The sequence below is a fragment of the Pseudozobellia sp. WGM2 genome (genome assembly GCF_017810075.1).
GTDB lineage: Bacteria > Bacteroidota > Bacteroidia > Flavobacteriales > Flavobacteriaceae > JADNYK01.
The window spans coordinates 18,118-35,807 of the sequence record NZ_JADNYK010000003.1 but is presented as its reverse complement, the minus strand read 5'-3'; the positions used below and the strand labels follow the sequence as shown (position 1 = coordinate 35,807).

The window sequence follows — 17,690 nt, the reverse complement described above, 5'->3', positions numbered from 1 at the left end:
CTGTATAGTTTATCCTTTTTTTGAATATTGAAATTATGAACTCAAAACTCTTATTATTTTTATATTTTTCAATTGTGCTTAATGCAGTTGCTTACGCGCAAGCTGGTCAAATAGTAGCATCAGGCAATGGAGTGAACAATTTCACTGAAATTTCTTCCTATACCTCAGGTATTTGGTCTCAAACTAGTAATAGTGATGCGGTCTACCAAGTAATGGGCTCACCATTTCTTTTTGAGGATTGGAAAACAAAAAGTATTCTTGTTGCTAAGAACAATAAGAAATTTAAACTTTCGAAAGTCAATTACGATGCCAAGCTTGATCAAATAGTAGCTAAAATTTCTAACGATTCGATTTTCTATTTTAATCCTGCAGGTATTGAGCAAGTACTAATCAATAACAGGGTTTTTGAACGTTATTTGGATCCAGAATTGGAGAGAAATAGTTATTACGAGGTAATTGCAGCTGCTGAGAATACTAAATTATTAAAAAGATTTACCAAAGTCATTAAAGAGGGTATGGTAAACCCTATGACCCAAAAGAAGCAAACTCGAGATAGTTATATACTGCAAGAAAAGTATTTTGTTTTAGATGAAGGCAAGGTTAACGAGCTTAAGCTAAAAAGAAAGAGAATACTTAAGTTATTTGACGAAAAGGCAACCAGGGTAAGCGAATACATCAAAGAAAATCATTTGTCGGTAAAAGATGATAAAGATTTAAGTAAAATTTTTAATTACTATGAGTCTATTTAAATTTTTTCCCATAAAAACCAAAGAATGAACTCTTCCAAGGATAAGCCTTATAGTTTGTCCTTTTTTTATGTTTAATTTTGAAAATTAAGAAATAGGAACACATATGAAATATCGATCTAAAAGAAAGGCACTAGTATTATTAGCGGATGGTACCATTTTCTACGGTAAAGCTGTAGGTGATAAAGAAGGTACTGCTTTTGGTGAGGTCTGTTTTAATACGGGAATGACCGGTTACCAAGAAATTTTTACCGATCCATCATACTTTGGTCAATTAATGGTGACTACCAATGCCCATATTGGAAATTACGGTACCAATGAAGAAGAGGTTGAATCGGATTCTGTAAAAATTTCCGGATTGATCTGTAGAAATTTCAGTTATGAGTATTCCAGAGAACTTGCCGATAAAAGTTTACAACAGTTTCTAGATGATAACCAATTGTTCGCTGTGTCAGATGTTGATACTCGGGCTCTGGTTAGTTATATACGCGACAATGGGGCGATGAATGCTGTGATTTCTACTGATGTTAATAACATTGAAGATTTAAAAAGACGGTTGGCCGAAGTTCCGAGTATGGAGGGTCTAGAGCTTTCATCAAAGGTATCTACTAAAAAACCTTATTTTGTTGGTGGTGAAACTTCCAATTTCAAGATTGCTGCTTTAGACATCGGAATTAAAAAGAACATTCTTAGAAATTTGGTAAAAAGGGGTGCTTATGTCAAGGTCTTCCCATATAACGCCACTTTTGATGAAATGGAATCTTGGGGTGCTGATGCTTATTTTATATCTAACGGTCCTGGAGATCCCGAGCCATTGGTTGATGCAATTAAAGCTGCTAAGAGTATGATTGCAAGTGGTAAACCGGTTTTCGGTATTTGCCTTGGTCATCAGATAATAGCGTTGGCAAACGGCATTTCAACTTATAAAATGCATAATGGTCATCGGGGAATTAATCACCCAATTTTAAACCTAATTAGTGGTAAAGGTGAGATTACTTCACAGAATCACGGTTTTGCGATTAATCGAGAAGAGACCGAGGCTAATAAAAATGTTGAAATAACTCATGTGCATTTGAATGATAAAACGGTTGCCGGTATTCGTATGATCGATAAAGATGTGTTTTCTGTTCAATATCACCCAGAGGCTAGCCCTGGGCCACATGATGCCGATTACCTTTTTGATCAATTTTTTGACCTTATTAAAAATAAATCAGCACAAACGGTATAAGGTTAAGTGATTGTTATTTTCGAGCAAAATTACAGCCAGCACTAGGCTTTGTGCGGGTATGGTTTTGTATATTTGTTAACCTTGAAAAACAATACTTTTTCCAACTAAAAAAAATTTTATGAGTATTATATTAAGCGTACACGCAAGACAGATTTTAGATTCTAGGGGCAACCCTACCGTAGAAGTCGATGTAGTAACAGAAAATGGAATAATGGGCCGTGCTGCCGTTCCATCCGGGGCATCTACAGGTGAGCATGAAGCGGTCGAATTACGTGACGGAGGAGATGCCTTTATGGGTAAAGGTGTAAGTAAGGCCGTAGAAAACGTAAACACATCTATTTCAGAAGAAATTCTAGGGATGTCGGTTTTTGAACAGAATTTGATTGACCAAGTAATGATCGACCTTGATGGTACGCCTAATAAATCTAAATTAGGGGCCAATGCAATTTTAGGTGTTTCTTTGGCAGTGGCTAAAGCCGCAGCGAATGAATTAGGTTTGCCTTTGTATAGGTATGTTGGTGGGGTTAGCGCCAACACCTTACCGGTTCCTATGATGAATATCATCAATGGAGGTTCTCATTCCGATGCACCTATTGCTTTTCAAGAATTTATGGTAATGCCGGTAAAGGCGAAGAGTTTTACCCATGCGATGCAAATGGGAACCGAGATTTTTCACAACTTGAAGAAAGTCTTGCACGATAGAGGTTTGAGCACTGCCGTTGGTGATGAAGGTGGTTTTGCACCTAATTTGGCTGGTGGTACTGAAGATGCCCTAGATACAATTGCCAAAGCAGTTGCCAAAGCAGGTTACGATTTAGGTGATGATGTTATGATTGCCTTAGACTGTGCTTCTGCAGAATTTTACGTAGATGGCAAGTATGATTATACAAAATTCGAAGGTGACAAAGGCGTAGTTAGATCTTCTGAAGAGCAAGCTGAATACCTTGCAGAGCTTTGTGCGAAGTACCCGATTATCTCTATCGAAGATGGAATGGATGAAAATGACTGGGATGGTTGGAAAGCCTTGACCGATAAAGTTGGTGATAAAGTACAATTGGTCGGTGATGACCTTTTTGTTACCAATGTAGAAAGATTATCAAGAGGTATTGAAAACGGAATTGCAAATTCAATTTTGATCAAGGTAAACCAAATAGGAACCCTTACAGAAACGATTGCTGCAGTAAACATGGCGAAAAACGCGGGGTATACCTCAGTTATGAGTCACCGTTCAGGGGAGACTGAAGATAATACAATTGCAGATTTGGCAGTTGCATTAAATACAGGTCAGATAAAGACAGGTTCTGCCTCTCGTTCAGACAGAATGGCTAAGTACAACCAATTGCTTCGAATAGAGGAAGAGTTGGGTGACACGGCTTACTATCCAAAAGAAAAAGCTTTTAAGATAAAGTAGATTTTTGCTGTTTTACTAAAAAAAATGCCTTTCTCTTCAAATTTCGGTGATGAGAAAGGCTTTTTTTTGGTCTAATCATAAAGTTTACTTACCTTTTTCGGGTAATCGTTAACATAATATTTGGATGAATAATTTTCTTTTTGTTGCTGCTGAAAATGATGCCATAGCCGATTGCAAGGCAGGGGGAATGGGTGATGTGGTTCGTGATGTACCCCGCGAAATTGCTAAGCGAGGCGATAAGGTGCATGTAGTGGTTCCAGCTTATTCCCGATTACATCTGAACGGTACCTTTCGTACCAACTTGCATTTTAGAATGCGTGGTATTGACTATACTGCAGAACTTTATGCCGTAGCTCCAAAAAAAGAATTCGAAAATATCATTCATTATGTAATTCATCACCCTGAGATTAAAGAGGGGGGTATTGCACATATATATCACGACGATCCTACCGAGCCCTTTTTTAATGATTTTATAAAATTTATCATATTCAATACGGCGGTTGCAGAGGCGGTCAAAATGGGCGCTTTTGGTGATTTAGATATTGTTCATATGCACGATTGGCATTCTAGTGCTATGTTGTTTTTGAAAACGTATCATCCTGAGTATACTATATTGAAAAAAATGCGATATGTGTATAGTATTCACAATTTGGCAATTCAGGGTATACGACCGTTTTATGATAACTACGCCTCGGTACACAATTATTTTCCTGAAATTCAGCTGGATCATGAAACTTTAAAGGATCCGAGATATCAAGACTGTATAAATTTAATGGCGGTGGGTATTCGTTTGGCAGATGCTGTTCATACGGTTTCCCAGGCTTACAAAGAAGATGTGTTGTTGCCTAGTGCACGACCTGAATTCGTTGGTGGTGAAAGTCTTGAAAACGATCTTCGTAATGCTGAAAATGAGGGAAGGTTGTTCGGTATTCTCAATGCTTCCAACTATACGAACGTACGTCAGGCTGAGAAGGGGCTGTTATATCGAAACACGGTTAAAGCTTTGTTCAGATGGTTGCAAGACGAATCGAAAAAATACAAAGCTGATTTCTTGGCGCATACAGGCGAGAAAATTATGGAGTTTGTCAATAATAGACCAAGATTTATAGTGTCAAGTGTCGCTCGCCTAACGGAGCAAAAATTCTATTTTTTCATGAGATCTCCTGAATCCTTTGAGAAAATCTTGTATAGGCTTCAAGAAGTAAACGGAATTTTTATGCTATTGGGTACAGGAGACCCTGATTACGAGCAACTCTTTCGTGAGATGAGTTACAAGCATAAAAACTTTATTTTTACCAACGGTCAATCCGAAGACTTGATAGACAGTATGTATCTTGAAACGGACCTTTATTTTATGCCCAGTCTTTTCGAACCTTGCGGTATAAGCCAGATGTTGGCTATGAGAAACGGCAACCCTTGCCTAGTACACCATACGGGTGGCTTAAAAGATACGGTCGAGCATATGAAAACCGGTTTTGCTTTTGATGGCAGTACATTTAATGCGAAATTAGATGATATGGTCAACAAATTCGATGAGGCTCTTAACGTGTGGGAACATGACCAGGCGAAATGGAAAAAAATAAAGTCCAACGCTAAAAAAATGCGATTCACTTGGGAAAAATCGTTAGATGAATATTATAAAAAACTCTACTTGTTGTAATATTTACAATTTACACCTAAAAAGTGTTGTTAATAAAGGGTGAAAGGTCTATCTATAATTGTAATGGTTACCCTTTTTTCTTAATTTTATCGCCCACTTAAAATCAAGTAAATACTACAAATGTCAGATAAAGCTACTTTAGAGTACAACGGCCAGAAATATGAATTTCCTGTAATAACAGGTTCTGAAAACGAACATGCTATAGATATCAAATCTTTACGTGCTGTTACCGGAGGAATGATAACTATTGATCCTGGTTATAAAAACACCGGTTCATGTGAGAGTGCAATAACTTTTTTAGATGGTGAGAAGGGCATTTTACGGTACCGAGGCTACTCCATTGAAGAATTAGCGGAAAAGGCCGATTTTCTTGAAGTGGCGTATCTTTTGATTTTTGGAGAGTTACCGAACAAAGAAGAACTTGAAAAGTTTCATAAGGATATTAAGGAGGAGTCTCATGTAGATGAAGAAATGAAGAAAATTTTGGATAGTTTTCCGAAATCTGCTCATCCAATGGGGGTTTTGTCTTCGCTGACAAGTGCTTTGATCGCTTTTAATTCGTCGACCGTAGACGTATCTTCAGAGAAAGATATGTACGAGGCCATTGTTCGAATTTTAGCAAAATTCCCGGTACTTGTAGCTTGGACGCTTCGCAAGAAAAAGGGACTTCCTCTAGATTATGGTGATGATAGCCTTGGTTATGTTGAGAACATACATAAAATGATGTTTAAGAAACCGAACCAAACGTATCAGAAAAATGATGTTGTAATCAATGCCTTAGATAAGCTTTTAATTCTTCATGGGGATCACGAGCAAAACTGTTCAACATCGACCGTTCGCATCGTTGGTTCTTCACATGCCGGTCTTTTTGCGTCGCTTTCTGCTGGTATATCGGCACTTTGGGGGCCTTTGCACGGTGGTGCCAATCAGGCGGTGCTAGAAATGCTTGAAGCAATTGAGGCCGATGGAGGCGACACTAAAAAATATATGGCCAAGGCTAAAGATAAACAAGACCCGTTTAGACTCATGGGCTTTGGTCACAGAGTTTATAAAAACTTTGATCCACGTGCCAAGATAATTAAAAAGGCCGCAGATGAGGTGTTAGGAGATTTGGGTATAGATGACCCTATTTTAGATATCGCTAAAGGACTTGAGAAAGAAGCTCTTGAAGATCAATATTTCGTTGACAGAAAACTCTATCCGAACGTAGATTTTTATTCAGGTATAATTTATCGTGCCTTAGGCATACCAACGGAAATGTTTACCGTAATGTTCGCATTAGGTCGCTTACCGGGTTGGATTGCGCAATGGAGGGAAATGAGACTTAGAGGTGAGCCGATAGGTAGACCGAGACAGGTTTATATCGGTGAACCGGAAAGATCTTTCGTTGAGGTTGATAAACGATAAGTTTCACAAACAAAATTTTAATGGTCCTTTCATTTTTTGAAAGGACCTTTTTTTTCCGCCAAATACTACCTTTGTTCTTTAAAACCTAAGAGTATGCTTCGATTGAATGTCAATGATGAAATTTCTCGTTTACAATCTGTTGTGCTAGGTACTGCCGAAAGCAATGGGCCGGTTCCAAAACCCGATGAAGCCTATGATCCTAAATCTTTAGAGCATATTTTGGCAGGCACCTATCCAAAAGAAGAGGATATGGTGAAAGAAATGGATGCCTTTGCCAAGATTTTTGAAAAATATGGCGTTAAGGTCTATCGGCCGGAAGTGATTGAAAACTGCAACCAGATTTTTTCACGCGATATTGCATTTGTAATTAAAGACAAGTTGATATTAGCTAACATTTTACCGGATAGGGAGAAAGAGGTGGAAGCCATACTTCATGTATTGGAAGAAATTGATGAAAATAATATTCTCCGTCCGCCTTTTGAAGTGCATGTTGAGGGTGGAGACGTAATGCCTTGGAACGATTATATTTTTGTGGGAACTTATACCGCCGAAGATTACCCGAATCAAATTACGGCTCGCACAAATAAAGCTGCGGTTGAATATATTTCTCAGCAATTTCCTGATAAAAAAGTAAAATCTTTTGAATTACGAAAATCGACGAATGCCATTGAAAATGCCTTACATCTCGATTGTTGTTTTCAACCTCTCGGTAAAGGAAAGGCTATACTTCATAAAAACGGTTTTCTGGTAGAGGAGGAGTACCACTGGTTGGTTGATTTCTTTGGGCAGGAAAATATTTTTGAGATAACTTCTGATGAAATGTATCGTATGTTCAGCAATGTATTTTCCATTTCACCGGAAGTCGTTGTTTCCGAACAGGGTTTCGGCCGATTGAATACCTGGTTAAGAGAATGTGGGTTTACGGTCGAAGAGATACCCTACTCCGAAATTGCTAAGCAAGAGGGCTTGTTGCGCTGTAGTACTTTACCGTTGGTAAGAGATTAGTCACCTGTATAATTTTCAGATAATTCGGTTAAAATTTTTATGGCCTTTTCACCTAAATTGTGACTGACAAATATATGGTCGTGATGAAAACCGGCCACAACGTTGCAGCTGATAGCGTGCTTGGCCAGTTCTGTAGCGAAAACAGCTGTAAGACCTACTGCTTCGAGAGAAGAATGTACTTGTAAACTTATCCATGAAGCGATAAAGCCGTAAGTTATATGCATCGCGTCTGCTTTTTCTTTTTCTAATATGAGGGTTACACCTTCCTGTTCCCTAAAAAAACCGATAATATCTTGAGTTGGTATTTGCTTATTGGCGTCGATTTTAGTGAAAATGTACTCGCCCTCGTTAAGTTGCGGATGTAGTGAGCGAACTAGTTTTGTTAAGTCGGTTTCTCCTGTCATAGATTTTTAATTTGGCTAGGTTAAACTACGAATAAGTTTTGTCGCCAGAAGGTTTTACGATATGAAAAGCACTAATTTTGCAATCTAAATTTTGAGAGACTAATGCAGATTACCGATACTATTTTAATGATTCGCCCCGTTAATTTTCGAATGAATGAGCAAACGGCAGTGAATAACTATTTTCAAGAAGACCTAGATTTAAAAAATGCAACAATAAACCAAAAGGCTCAACAAGAGTTCGATGCATTTGTAAAAGTACTTCGAGATAATGGTGTAAATGTTATCGTGGTAGATGATACTCCAGAACCGAATACGCCCGACTCTATATTCCCCAATAACTGGATTTCCTTTCATGCGGATGGCACGGTAGCCTTGTACCCGATGTTCGCTGAAAATAGGCGAAACGAACGACGCGGAGATATTCTTGATATTCTTGAAGAAAAAGGATTTCAGATTGAAAATATTGTAGACTATACTTCGGCGGAAGAAGAAGAAGTTTTTCTTGAATCTACGGGCAGTATGATTTTAGACCGCGTTAGTGAGAAGGCATATTGTGCTTTATCCGAGCGCGCTAGCGAAGAATTGTTTATTGAATTTTGTGAAGATTTTGAATTTACTCCTATAGTTTTTTCGGCAAATCAACCTGTAGATGGTAAAAGAAAACCAATCTATCATACCAATGTTATGATGTGTCTCGCAGAAACATTTGCGGTTATTTGTCTTGATGCGATCGACGATAAAAAAGAGAAGAAAAATGTACTTAATCATCTGAAGCAAGATGGTAAAGCGGTTATTGCCATCAGTGAAAAACAAATGCATCATTTTGCGGGTAATATGCTTCAGGTGATAGGTGCCAACGAAAAACGCTTTTTGATAATGAGTTCGGCGGCTTATGGGAGTTTGACAAAAGACCAAATCGATAAAATTGAACAAGACTGTAAAATTTTACATAGTAATCTTGAAACCATAGAAACCTGCGGTGGGGGAAGTGCCCGATGCATGATGGCCGAGGTATTCTTGCCAAAATAGATAAGACTTTTTGTTATAAAGGTATTGCGTACGAATGTTTGATGACGCCCATTACAAAAGTACTGTGAACACTGCCGATATTTTTGATTGACCCTAAATCATTGATGACGAATGACTGGTAGTGTTTCATGTCTCTTACCACTATTTTTAATAGAAAATCATAATCACCGGAGACATTATAGCATTCGGTCACTTCTCTTAAAGAAATAATATCTTGAACGAACTGGTTTCCAATTTTTTTGGTATGTTGTTTTAAGGTGACGTGGCAGAATACGATAAAAGACTTACCGACTTTTTCAGCCTCCAATATAGCAACATATTTATCGATAATCCCCTCTCTCTCCATCCGTTTTATTCGTTCATAGACCGGTGTCGAAGATAAATGAACCTGTTCGGCTATCTCTTTGGTGGTAAGCTTACCATTGTTTTGAAGTATATCTAAAAGTTTAAGATCGATTTCGTCAAGTGCTATCATAGAAAATATATCTATTGTAGTAGGCGTGAGATGTTGTTGTGTAGTTAATTAAACTATTTAAATATACTAATATGGTTTTATATTCTTTATTATTTTTCAATGATAGTTTAAATAACTGCTATTTATACATTTGGTAGAGTTTTTAAAATAAAAATTATGAAATCTATTGTATTGGGCTATCCTCGAATTGGGGAAAAAAGAGAGTTGAAAAGGGCTATTGAGAACTATTGGAAAAAAAGCATTTCTTCAGAAGAATTACTTGAAACAGCAAAGCAGTTGCGAATGAAAAATTGGATGTTACAGTCCGATTATGGAATTGATTTGATATCGTCGAACGATTTTTCTTTGTATGATCAAATGCTTGACATGTGCATAACCTTAGGTTGCATTCCGGAAAGGTTTAGCGGTATCGAAGGGCTTGATCAATATTTTGCCATGGCCAGAGGACTGCAAAACGAAAATATAGACGCCACCGCAATGGAAATGACCAAATGGTTCGATACCAATTATCACTATATCGTTCCAGAATTTATCAAAGACCAATCATTTAATCTTAATGCGGAAAAAATCTTACAAGAAATAAGAGAGGCCAAAAGCGTAGGTGTTGAAGCCAAACCCGTACTTATTGGGCCGATTACCTTTTTACTGTTAGGCAAAAAAAAAGGCGATGGGTTTAATAGGTTAGAATTGCTGCCATTCTTATTGCCCATTTACCAAGAATTATTTAACCTTATTGCTGAGGAGGGTGTTGAGTACGTACAAATTGATGAGCCGATTTTGGCTACTGACCTAACCTCAGAACAGCAGGCAGCCGTTAAAAAAACTTATGGATATTTTGCCGAGAATAAATCTCGGCTGAAAATCATTTTAGCCAATTATTTTGATTGTTTTGGTGAGAATTTAAGTCTTGCGCTTGAATTGCCGGTCGAAGTTTTGCATCTCGATCTAATACGTTGTCAGTTACAGTTAGATGATATTTTGTCACATCCGTTGTTCAATGGCAACAAGATTCTCTCTTTGGGTGTTGTTGATGGAAGAAATGTTTGGAAGAATGATTTCAAAAGGTCTTTAAGACTAATTGAAAAGGCTAAGAAAAAACTTTCTAAAGATAGAATTTGGGTGGGTACATCGTGTTCTTTGCTTCATAGCCCTATTAATTTAGAGTCGGAAATAGGAAGTGATCGTTTAAATCCGCAAATTGAGAGATGGCTTGCTTTTGCAGTACAAAAATTGCAGGAGGTGGTGCAATTACGAGATTTGGCAAGTGGTAGTTTTGATGATAGGTTGTACAGTATACTTGAGCAAAACAAAAGAGATCTGCAAAACAAGCAAGACTCTGAGCTCATACATGACCAAAATGTAAAACAACGTGTTCGTGCTTTGACAGATAACGATAGTCAAAGAAAATCACCTTTCATAAAACGCCAAAAAGAACATCGGAAGACGTTGAATCTTCCAATATTACCCACAACTACAATTGGATCTTTTCCGCAAACTAAAGAAGTACGCATCTTTCGAAGAAAATTTAAAAATAACGAGATATCTCAAGAAGAGTACGATGCATTTTTATTGAATGAGACCAAAGAGGCTATCAAGTTTCAAGAAGATGTAGGTCTTGATGTTTTGGTCCACGGCGAGTTTGAGAGAAACGATATGGTAGAGTATTTCGGTGAACGCCTCAACGGTTTCGCTTTTACCCAATTCGGATGGGTACAGAGTTATGGAACCCGTTGTGTTAAACCTCCAATAATATTTGGAGATGTTGCCAGGCCCGAACCCATGACTGTCAAATGGTCGGCCATTGCGCAATCGCTGACCGATAAACCTGTTAAAGGTATGCTGACCGGCCCAGTGACTATTCTGCAATGGTCATTTGTACGTAATGACCAGCCCCGTTCAGTAACTTGTAACCAGATAGCTTTGGCAATAAGAGATGAAGTGAACGACCTGGAAGAAGCGGGCATAAAAGTAATCCAAATCGATGAGCCCGCTATTAGGGAAGGTTTACCCTTAAGAAGAATGGATTGGGAAGTATATCTGGATTGGGCCATACGTGCTTTCAGAATTTCAGCGAGCTCGGTAGCTGATGATACTCAGATTCATACACACATGTGCTATTCCGAATTTAATGATATACTACAGAAAATAGCAGAAATGGATGCCGATGTAATCACTATCGAAACTTCACGTTCTAAAATGGAATTATTACAAGCTTTTGTTGATTTCAAATACCCAAATGAAATTGGCCCCGGGGTGTACGATATTCATTCGCCACGAGTGCCTTCTGAAAGTGAAATGGAAAAATTGTTGTTAAGGGCCTCAGAGTTGATTCCAGTTGAAAATCTTTGGGTGAATCCTGATTGCGGACTTAAGACAAGAGATTGGCCAGAAACGAAGGCCGCTTTGGTCAATCTGGTCGGTTCGGCCAAAAAAATGAGAGAAAGAATTTTGCAGTTTTCATAAATTCAGAATCGGTTATAGTAAGCTATATTTTCTGGTAGGCAATTGCTCGAACATTTTATTAGGTGGGTTCTTCTAAAAGTTTTAACTTAAGAAGGTCCACCTAATTTTTTAAGGCTACCCCTATGAAATCTTATGCATTAATTTTCATTCACGTTCTTGTTATTGGTGTGATACTTATTTTAATCTCTGGTGCCCCCGAAGTCGATGAATATAGTGTACTCGATGCAAATGTTCAACAAACTGAAACTGAAGAGGCTTTCGATAAAATGATGGATGTTCTCACTCATCAACGGTGCATGAACTGTCACCCTAATGATAATGTGCCGAAGCAAGGGGAAGACAGGCATCCCCATTATTTTGATATGGCTAGAGGTAAAGCTGATAAGGGTTTTCAAGCTACGAAATGCGCAACCTGCCATCAAGAAGAAAATAACGACTACTCTGGTGCCCCAGGGGCTCCACATTGGTCCTTAGCACCGAAATCTATGGGTTGGCAGGGGCTATCACGCACCGAAATTGCCAGAATAGTATTGGATCCAGAAACTAATGGAGGTAAATCTAACGAAGAGTTGGTGAAGCATATGACCGAAGATGAGCTCGTGCTGTGGGCCTGGGAACCTGGTATAGGTGTTGATGGGAATCTTAGAGAACTTCCACCCGTTTCTGAAGAAGAATTTAAAAAGGCTGTTGAAATATGGTTTGAAAACGGCGCGGTAATTCCATCGAAATAAAAAGCTATGACAATTTTATTACAAGTAAATGGTGTTGACCACGCCCTTGAGATTGCTGACGAGAACATGCCCTTGCTGTGGGTGGTTCGAGATATATTGAATTTAAAAGGTACAAAATTTGGCTGTGGTAAGGCGGCCTGCGGTGCATGCACCCTACATGTAGATGGTGAGGCAGTGCGCTCCTGTTCGTATGCGGTTAAGTTCGCAATGAACAAGAAAATCACGACAATTGAAGGTTTGGGTAATGAGCAAAATCCGCATCCGGTGCAAAAAGCTTGGGTCGAACATGTGGTGCCCCAATGTGGCTATTGTCAGCCCGGTTTTATGATGGCTACTGCCGCTTTATTGTCTAAAAATCCAAATCCTTCAGATGAAGAGATTGATAAGAATATTATTAATGTATGCCGTTGTGCTACTTACTACCGCATGCGAAAGGCTATACATCGGGCCGGTGAACTTACTCGTGAGAATTTAACGAATGAAACTACAAGTAGCTAAGATGGCAGAGAAGAAAATATCGAGGCGTAAGTTTTTGGTCAGAGGAGGTTTGGGCACGGTTGGAGTCTTAGCGGTGGGCACTTACTTGTTTAGAGGCGTTATCAGACGTGGTATAGCCGGTGCCATCAATACGGCTGACACTCCATACATGGGAGACACCTCTTCTCCGATTATGTGGTTTGAGATTTTAGAAAATAATACGATCGTACTGCACAGCCCAAAGGTTGAAATGGGGCAGGGAACGTTTACAGGGCTGGCACAACTGGTGGCGGAAGAGTTGGAAATATCTATGGAACAGATTAGCGTGGTTCATGCGCAGTCGGTTTCCGGGAATATGGATGGCTTTGCAACCGGAGGAAGTACTTCTTTATCGGCGCTTTGGGTGCCTATACGAGAGTTGGCTGCGACTATGCGTGAAATGCTGAAAATAAAGGCCGCTGAGAAATGGGGGGTCAACACTGATGGTCTCGAGGTTTCCGATGGGTTTGTTACCGGCGGTGGTAATTCGATGACCTATGCCGAAGTGGCCGAAGGAGAGACCGAATGGGAAATTCCTGATGTGCCGGAGCTAAAGCCGATAAAAGATTTTAAGCTTATCGGTAAGCCTGTGGCCCGAGTAGATTTGCAAGATAAGGTATTCGGTGCTCCTATTTTTGGTATGGATGCGTCAATGCCTGAAATGCTCTACGGGTCAGTGGTTCGGCCTTCAAAAATTGGGGCTAAATATAAAGATGCAGATATTTCAAAGGCCGAAAAAATGCCGGGAGTGGTCAAAGTCGTGAAAGAGAAAGATTTTGTCGGTGTTGTCGCTCGCTCATTCATTGAGGCCGAGAATGCGAAAGCCGCTATTGAAGTCGATTGGCAAACGGATAAAAATTGGCAGACCTCTGATATCAAATCAATGATTGAAGTAGGTAAGGGAGAACCTTTTGTTATTCAAAAAGAAGGTAATCCGAAGTCTATGATTGAAAATGATGATACTAAGATAGTATCAGTATATTGGAGCCCGATCGGGGCGCATGCACAACTTGAACCGAATGGGGCCTTGGCCCATGTTGAAGAGGAAAGTGCTACTATTATAATGTCTACCCAAGTGGTCAAGATTTCGCGTGATGAGATTGCTGAACGATTGGACTTAGATGCGGATCAAGTGAATATAATCCCTACTTTTTTAGGGGGAGGTTTTGGTAGGCGATTACATACCCCTAACGGAATTCAGGCAGCACTACTTTCAAAAGCTGTTGGCAAACCTGTAAAATGTTTTTTTACCCGAAAGGAAGAATTTCAAAATGATACGTTTAGGCCGCCAACTCATCATGTGCTTAAAGCCAAACTGAATAAAGAGGGACTTATCGAAGCCATTGAGCATAATGTGTCAAGTGGCGATGTAGCTTTTGGTTCGCCAATGGTGCCGGGCATTGCTGAGCCTATTTTGGGTGCTGATTTGGGCGCGTGGCGCGGGGGTATGGTTCAATACGGCGCAATACCAAATTTTCGGGCTGTTTCGTGGCGGGTAAAATTACCGTTTGCTACCAGTTGGTGGCGTAGTCTAGGTTTGTTGGCGAATACCTTCGCTATTGAAAGTTTTATTGATGAATTAGCTGTGAAGGCTAAAAAGAATCCTGTGGAATTTCGCTTGGCGCACCTACAGGATGATGAAAGGGGTAAGCGCTTGGCCTCTGTTATTCGAACGGCAGCGGATAAAGCGAAATACTCCGATGAGATTGTAGAAGGTAGGGCTATGGGTGTTGCGGCTTCGACAGATGCCAATACACCTTGTGCACATGTGGTGGAAGTATCCATAGATAAAAAGAACATCAGGTTGCACAAAGTGACCTGCGCTATGGATCCCGGTTTAGTGGTCAACCCCGATCAGGTTCGAGCACAATGTGAGGGAGCTATTATTATGGGAATGAGTGCAACTTTATTTGAGAAAATGGAAGTTGAAAACGGGGAGCTTACCCCAACCATTTATGGCCCTTACCAAATGGCCTTGATGAAACATGCCCCAAAGGAAATAGACGTGATATTATTGGAGGGTGCCGATGCACCTGGTGCAGTGGGAGAGCCACCTATGGGGCCGATAGGTGCCGCGATAGCAAACGCCGTGTTTAGGTTAACAGGTAGGCGGCTAAGAGAAATGCCCCTTCAATTGGGTAGTGTTTAGGCAAAATTGCTTTAGAAATCCAAGACATACCGATGATTTTCAAGTACTAGTGAATACTAAACGTGAGTTGTTCTAATTCTTATCTCGAATCAATTTAATGGAGGGGAGAAATGCCTTTTGCGGATTTTCTTTGGTAAGCAAATCGATCTCTTTTGGAGTGAAACCAAGAGCTATAAGTTCAGGAATCAGAAATTTTACGATGGCATCAAAACTTCGAATGGTACCACCTGCAGGAAATCCGTTACCATCGTGAGAAAGCAACAGTTGATTAAGTAGCTGTTTTTTCTTGAAATTTTGAATACGTTGGGCGTAATTCTTATAATTGGTTTCATTAACACCATCCAGAGATATCCAAACTCCTTTTTTAGCGGCATCTAATAACGGTTTGTCTTCTGTGACTTTATTGGCGTGTACCCATACCCAAGCACTAGGGTGTACATTATTTTTTTCTAACAAATGCATTTCCGACTTAGCGGCTTCGATATTTTCACCGGTATGTACGGCTAGGGTAAGTCCTGTTTTTAGGTGTGTAAGTACTCCCGCCTCAAACAACTTTAAGTCGATTTCTGAAGGAGTGCCACTATCAAAAGCTAACTTAATAAAGCCAGGCCTGACAGATGTGCCTTCGATTCCGTTTTCAAACTCATTGATCCATATCTCGGCAATTTCTGCAGCCTGTTTCCTGTAGGCCAGTTGAGGTATATATTTATCATTTGCACCTCCGTAAAAACCGGTATTGGTTATAATATTGATATCGGTTTGTTCGGAAATTTTCTTAAGAAGGTCAATTCGACGACCAAAATAAGCGGTAGTGCAATCAAAAATGGCATCGACACCTAAAGACTTCAATCGCTTTAAATAGGGTAGAACCTGTTTGAACAGTGACTCTTCATCATAAACTGAAGTTGAACCTTGAGGTTTGCCAAAGTTAGACATCACGTGCTCGTGGGTCAACGAAAAGCCGAGTGCAGAAACTTCTATTGGGCCTCTAACGGTCTCAATAGTTTCTTGTTGCGAAAAACACGAGGCCCAAGGCCAGAGCGCGAGAATAAATACCCAGAAAAGATTGCTATTATTCATGGTCTATGCCATTTGTACTTCTTTCTTTTTGTCTTCGATTTCGGTAGCGATTTCGTCCCAGAGCCTAATTCTAAACTTAAGCGCATTTTTAGCGGCATCCAAAGCTTCGAACCAATTTAATTCACTGGTGCCACATAGCTCTTTAATCATTTCTAATGATAACGGGCCGTGTTCGTCGCCATCCAATTCAATATGACGCTCTAGGTAATAGGTAAGCTTCGGAAAGCTCTCTTTGTGTTCTTTAGAAGATTGTTGAATAATTTCCAAGAACATATCAGGAATCAGGTCCTCCCTTCCAAAGGTAAATGCGGAAGCTATTTTGTGAACTTTATTTTCTTTGATAGTCTCAAATGTGAACAGCAGAAAATCTTTTTCCGCTTTCTTTAAGTCAGAGGTGTTTATTTTTTCCTCGATATCTTCAAGACCGCCAAGAGAATCAACAAAGTTCAACACCTTTGAAGTGTCGGCGTTTACCTCTTCCATAGCATCCAAATACATTTCAAAATGACTTTTCGGAACACCATTTTCATTCACATCGGTTTCTTCACCATGTACGATTTCGTTGATAAAGCGAGCTGTTTTTGCATTATTTGCCGGTTTCCAAGGTACACTGGTACAGGTCAAATGGTTTTGAAGCGCTTTCAAAAGCGACATAAAATCCCAAACAGGGTAGACATGCTTTTGCATGAACAGACGAACATCGTCCATTTCACTTAAGAGGCCATATACACGGTGGTCGGTAAGTTGTTGCCTTAGGCTTTTAATCTCATTCTCAATTAATGGTATTCCTTCCATATCTGGTTAATTTTAAATAACTATTAGCAGTATTTCAGTGTTTCTCTCGGTATTACAACTTTTGTTTATAATAAATGAATGGCTCAAAATTAGTGAATTGTGAGCATAAGCAAGGTGAATATTATGACATTCCATTGCATTTATTGATGTAGAAATTCAAAATGGTGATGAAAGAAAATAATGTAATTTCGTTTTTATTTGGGGGGGTGTATTTATTTTTTTTCCAGGCCAAAAGACGATTTTACCAAGTGCTTTCTTCTACAGTAAATAAAGAAAAGGGCAATACACGTTAAAACTATGTTTGTAAAAAATGAAGGTATGGCATTGTAATATAGACAATTTAAAACGATGAGCATGCTGCCTATTAGGTTGAGGTGGCTGAAAATTTTTGAAAAGTCATTTGTTTTAAATGAGGTAAGGGAGTAGGAGGCCAGTACCATTATCGATACCGCCCATCCTGAGATATCCAATAATATTTTTAGCATCATAGTCCCACTCTTTTTTCTCGTTCAACTTTAGTACGATTCTTTTTTTAAAGTCTGAATCTATCAAGTGTTGTTCTACCACTCGAAGTTCTTCTAAAAGCGCTGT

General features: G+C 39.3%; 16 protein-coding genes. 11 read left to right on the top strand and 5 right to left on the bottom strand.

From position 1 onward, the window contains the following. Positions 1–35 precede the first annotated feature (35 nt). From IV512_RS07145 to IV512_RS07120, 6 genes are all read left to right on the top strand, one after another. Complete coding sequence (locus IV512_RS07145; RefSeq protein WP_209401975.1) at positions 36–749, top strand: hypothetical protein; 714 nt, start codon at positions 36–38, stop codon at positions 747–749. A gap of 103 nt (positions 750–852) precedes the next feature. Next, positions 853–1,974, top strand: coding sequence for a glutamine-hydrolyzing carbamoyl-phosphate synthase small subunit (gene carA, locus IV512_RS07140; RefSeq protein ID WP_209401973.1), 1,122 nt, complete (start codon positions 853–855; stop codon positions 1,972–1,974). A 118-nt stretch (positions 1,975–2,092) separates the two neighbouring features. Continuing rightward, a complete protein-coding gene (eno, locus tag IV512_RS07135) occupies positions 2,093–3,385 on the top strand; it encodes a phosphopyruvate hydratase (protein ID WP_209401971.1) in 1,293 nt (430 codons plus the stop codon). Between the two features lie 124 nt (positions 3,386–3,509). Then, positions 3,510–5,045, top strand: a complete 1,536-nt coding sequence (locus IV512_RS07130) for a glycogen synthase (RefSeq protein WP_209401969.1) — start codon at positions 3,510–3,512, stop codon at positions 5,043–5,045. A 120-nt stretch (positions 5,046–5,165) separates the two neighbouring features. Next, a complete protein-coding gene (locus IV512_RS07125) occupies positions 5,166–6,452 on the top strand; it encodes a citrate synthase (RefSeq protein ID WP_209401967.1) in 1,287 nt (428 codons plus the stop codon). 93 nt (positions 6,453–6,545) lie between these two features. Continuing rightward, on the top strand, positions 6,546–7,457 hold the full coding sequence (locus tag IV512_RS07120) for a dimethylarginine dimethylaminohydrolase family protein (RefSeq protein WP_209401965.1): 912 nt from the start codon (positions 6,546–6,548) through the stop codon (positions 7,455–7,457). Here the strand turns inward: IV512_RS07120 and IV512_RS07115 are convergent. Continuing rightward, the gene (locus IV512_RS07115) at positions 7,454–7,861 is read right to left on the bottom strand and encodes an ACT domain-containing protein (RefSeq protein WP_209401964.1); all 408 of its coding nucleotides are present in this window, start codon (positions 7,859–7,861) and stop codon (positions 7,454–7,456) included. The genes IV512_RS07120 and IV512_RS07115 overlap by 4 nt on opposite strands. Positions 7,862–7,963: 102 nt before the next feature. On the opposite strand from IV512_RS07115, the gene ctlX reads away from it, so the two are divergent. After that, complete coding sequence (ctlX, locus tag IV512_RS07110) at positions 7,964–8,890, top strand: citrulline utilization hydrolase CtlX (protein ID WP_209401962.1); 927 nt, start codon at positions 7,964–7,966, stop codon at positions 8,888–8,890. A gap of 13 nt (positions 8,891–8,903) precedes the next feature. Here ctlX and IV512_RS07105 read toward each other — a convergent pair whose 3' ends face one another. Next, the gene (locus IV512_RS07105) at positions 8,904–9,365 is read right to left on the bottom strand and encodes an Lrp/AsnC family transcriptional regulator (RefSeq protein WP_209401960.1); all 462 of its coding nucleotides are present in this window, start codon (positions 9,363–9,365) and stop codon (positions 8,904–8,906) included. A 156-nt stretch (positions 9,366–9,521) separates the two neighbouring features. Between IV512_RS07105 and metE the strand changes: the two genes are divergently transcribed. The 4 genes from metE to IV512_RS07085 all read left to right on the top strand — a co-directional run bounded on the left by metE (position 9,522) and on the right by IV512_RS07085 (position 15,224). Next, the gene (metE, locus tag IV512_RS07100) at positions 9,522–11,828 is read left to right on the top strand and encodes a 5-methyltetrahydropteroyltriglutamate--homocysteine S-methyltransferase (protein WP_209401958.1); all 2,307 of its coding nucleotides are present in this window, start codon (positions 9,522–9,524) and stop codon (positions 11,826–11,828) included. A gap of 122 nt (positions 11,829–11,950) precedes the next feature. After that, positions 11,951–12,559 carry a hypothetical protein gene (locus IV512_RS07095; RefSeq protein ID WP_209401956.1) on the top strand — a complete coding sequence of 203 codons (609 nt, stop codon included), beginning with the start codon at positions 11,951–11,953 and terminating at the stop codon, positions 12,557–12,559. A gap of 6 nt (positions 12,560–12,565) precedes the next feature. Beyond that, positions 12,566–13,057 carry a (2Fe-2S)-binding protein gene (locus IV512_RS07090; protein ID WP_209401954.1) on the top strand — a complete coding sequence of 164 codons (492 nt, stop codon included), beginning with the start codon at positions 12,566–12,568 and terminating at the stop codon, positions 13,055–13,057. Then, positions 13,038–15,224 carry a molybdopterin cofactor-binding domain-containing protein gene (locus IV512_RS07085; RefSeq protein WP_245224697.1) on the top strand — a complete coding sequence of 729 codons (2,187 nt, stop codon included), beginning with the start codon at positions 13,038–13,040 and terminating at the stop codon, positions 15,222–15,224. The genes IV512_RS07090 and IV512_RS07085 overlap by 20 nt, the downstream gene beginning before the upstream one ends. A 72-nt stretch (positions 15,225–15,296) precedes the next feature. Here IV512_RS07085 and IV512_RS07080 read toward each other — a convergent pair whose 3' ends face one another. From IV512_RS07080 to IV512_RS07070, 3 genes are all read right to left on the bottom strand, one after another. Beyond that, positions 15,297–16,304, bottom strand: a complete 1,008-nt coding sequence (locus IV512_RS07080) for a hypothetical protein (RefSeq protein ID WP_209401952.1) — start codon at positions 16,302–16,304, stop codon at positions 15,297–15,299. A gap of 3 nt (positions 16,305–16,307) precedes the next feature. Beyond that, the gene (locus IV512_RS07075; RefSeq protein WP_209401950.1) at positions 16,308–17,099 is read right to left on the bottom strand and encodes a DUF3050 domain-containing protein; all 792 of its coding nucleotides are present in this window, start codon (positions 17,097–17,099) and stop codon (positions 16,308–16,310) included. A 405-nt stretch (positions 17,100–17,504) separates the two neighbouring features. After that, complete coding sequence (locus tag IV512_RS07070) at positions 17,505–17,666, bottom strand: hypothetical protein (protein ID WP_209401948.1); 162 nt, start codon at positions 17,664–17,666, stop codon at positions 17,505–17,507. Positions 17,667–17,690 lie beyond the last annotated feature (24 nt).

Bases quoted from the DNA above. Each gene is read 5' to 3' on its own strand.
- IV512_RS07075 (WP_209401950.1), bottom strand. From the start codon at position 17,099: ATGGAAGGAATACCATTAATTGAGAATGAGATTAAAAGCCTAAGGCAA.
- metE (WP_209401958.1), top strand. From the start codon at position 9,522: ATGAAATCTATTGTATTGGGCTATCCTCGAATTGGGGAAAAAAGAGAG.
- IV512_RS07085 (WP_245224697.1), top strand. From the start codon at position 13,038: ATGAAACTACAAGTAGCTAAGATGGCAGAGAAGAAAATATCGAGGCGT.
- IV512_RS07115 (WP_209401964.1), bottom strand. From the start codon at position 7,861: ATGACAGGAGAAACCGACTTAACAAAACTAGTTCGCTCACTACATCCG.
- IV512_RS07130 (WP_209401969.1), top strand. From the start codon at position 3,510: ATGAATAATTTTCTTTTTGTTGCTGCTGAAAATGATGCCATAGCCGAT.
- IV512_RS07120 (WP_209401965.1), top strand. From the start codon at position 6,546: ATGCTTCGATTGAATGTCAATGATGAAATTTCTCGTTTACAATCTGTT.
- IV512_RS07145 (WP_209401975.1), top strand. From the start codon at position 36: ATGAACTCAAAACTCTTATTATTTTTATATTTTTCAATTGTGCTTAAT.
- carA (WP_209401973.1), top strand. From the start codon at position 853: ATGAAATATCGATCTAAAAGAAAGGCACTAGTATTATTAGCGGATGGT.
- IV512_RS07080 (WP_209401952.1), bottom strand. From the start codon at position 16,304: ATGAATAATAGCAATCTTTTCTGGGTATTTATTCTCGCGCTCTGGCCT.
- IV512_RS07090 (WP_209401954.1), top strand. From the start codon at position 12,566: ATGACAATTTTATTACAAGTAAATGGTGTTGACCACGCCCTTGAGATT.
- IV512_RS07105 (WP_209401960.1), bottom strand. From the start codon at position 9,365: ATGATAGCACTTGACGAAATCGATCTTAAACTTTTAGATATACTTCAA.
- IV512_RS07125 (WP_209401967.1), top strand. From the start codon at position 5,166: ATGTCAGATAAAGCTACTTTAGAGTACAACGGCCAGAAATATGAATTT.
- IV512_RS07095 (WP_209401956.1), top strand. From the start codon at position 11,951: ATGAAATCTTATGCATTAATTTTCATTCACGTTCTTGTTATTGGTGTG.
- eno (WP_209401971.1), top strand. From the start codon at position 2,093: ATGAGTATTATATTAAGCGTACACGCAAGACAGATTTTAGATTCTAGG.
- ctlX (WP_209401962.1), top strand. From the start codon at position 7,964: ATGCAGATTACCGATACTATTTTAATGATTCGCCCCGTTAATTTTCGA.